3 protein-coding genes are annotated in these 1,655 nt (G+C 65.6%); all 3 read right to left on the bottom strand.

Annotation, left to right across the window (positions count from 1 at the left end):
* A partial coding sequence (locus EOA22_RS32830; RefSeq protein ID WP_164756148.1) for a Trm112 family protein occupies positions 1–207 on the bottom strand: 207 nt, incomplete at its 3' end.
* A 9-nt stretch (positions 208–216) separates the two neighbouring features.
* Positions 217–888, bottom strand: coding sequence for an LON peptidase substrate-binding domain-containing protein (locus tag EOA22_RS32825; RefSeq protein ID WP_013528774.1), 672 nt, complete (start codon positions 886–888; stop codon positions 217–219).
* A gap of 106 nt (positions 889–994) precedes the next feature.
* On the bottom strand, positions 995–1,655 hold a 661-nt coding region (locus EOA22_RS32820; protein WP_127390564.1), incomplete at its 5' end, for a tetratricopeptide repeat protein.

Raw genomic sequence — 1,655 nt, 5'->3', positions numbered from 1 at the left:
GGCCAGCACATCCTCCACCGAAAGCGTCCGCGCCTCGGAAGGCAGCATGATCGGGATGCCGTCACGCACCGGATAGGCCATCTTGGCGACCCTGGAAATCAGTTCGCCGCGCTCCGGATCCCAGGCCAGCGGCCCCTTGGTCAGTGGGCAGGCCAGCAACTCCAGCAGCTTGGGGTCGACCTTCTTCCCGTCACGTCCGTCCGCCATCGCGCCCTCTTACTGCAAACTCGACCCAAAATCCTCATTCTCGCGCGCCAGCGCCATTTCGGTGATGGCGATCAGCGTCTCGGCCCGGGTCTTCAAATCCGCCGCTTCGAGCAGCGCCTGTTTCTCGGCTGGCCCATAGGGCGCCATCATCGACAACGCATTGACCAGCATGGCATTTTCGGCCCGGCTGACGCTTTCCCAGTCGGCCTCGAGGTCGTTGGCCTGCAGATAGGCGCGAAATGCCTTGAGCAGCGATGGCCGGTCGATCTCGTTGCCCGCCTGGTCCTCATCGAGATCGGCAAGGAAAGGCGAGGGCTTGCACTGGCGAAACGGCGTCTTGACCGTCAATTCGTGGGCGATGCGGAACCGGCACACGCCCTGCAGCGAAATCAGGTAACGGCCGTCGCCGCTCTCGGAAAAGGCGATGATGCGCCCGGCGCAACCGACATTGCAGAGTTCCGGCTCGCCGTCGTCGCGCAAGGCCCCGTCGAGACTGGGCTGGATGACGCCGATGAGCCGCGAGCCGGCGATCGCCTCGTCCACCATCTGCAGATAGCGCGGCTCGAAGATGTTGAGCGGCATGCGGCCTCCCGGCAGCAAAAGCGCCCCCTCGAGCGGAAAGATAGGGATCGTCGACGGCAAATCCTTGGCGAGCCGGTAATGCGCGTTTCCCGCTTGCACCTCATTCCTCCGATCGCGCCATCAAGAAGCGCGTGAGTTCTTGGCCCTAATCTGGCGCAATCATCGCCGACGCCAAGCCCGTGCGGCAAAACAACCGGCAGCCGGCTCAGGAAAACAGCAGCGCCGACAATTTGCGGCGCGCTGCCAGCGTCGCCTCGTCGGTCATGCCCCAGGCCTCGAACAGCTGCAGCAATTGCGTCCTCGCGCCATCCTCGTTCCAGGCCCGGTCGGCCTTGATGATGGCCAGCAGATTGTCGGCTGCGGCCGTACGGTCGCCGTTGGCGTTCTGGATCATGGCCAGATCGAAACGCGCCTGGTGATCTCCGGGATTTTCCGCAAGGCGCCGCTCGAATTCGGCTGGATTGCCGAGAGCCGCCGCCTGCGCCGCAACCGCCATCCTGGCGCGCAGGGCTGCCACCGGCGGCGCATCCTTCTTGGCCTCCGGGGCTGTTGCCAAAAGCGCCTCGGCGCCTTCCGTGTCGCCGGCCTCGAACAGCAGCTCTCCCAGTCCGGCGATCGCCTCGATCGTCTCCGGCGCCTGCGCCAGGATGGCGTCATAAATGTCGGCCGCGGTCTGCATGTCGCCGGCGTCGCGCGCCTCGGTCGCCGCAGCCAGAGCTTCGGCCACCGGCGGCGCGCCATTGCCCTTGCCGCCGACCTTGGTGATGAATTCGTTGATCTGGCTCTCCGGGATGGCGCCCATGAAGCCCTCGACCGGCTGGCCGTCCTTGAAGGCGATGACCGCCGGGATCGACTGGATGCCGAGC

This window comes from Mesorhizobium sp. M7A.F.Ca.US.014.04.1.1, from assembly GCF_003998745.1.
Classification (GTDB): Bacteria; Pseudomonadota; Alphaproteobacteria; order Rhizobiales; family Rhizobiaceae; genus Mesorhizobium; species Mesorhizobium ciceri.
Note: the sequence above shows the minus strand (reverse complement) of the source record. Positions and strands in the feature narration are given on the sequence as shown.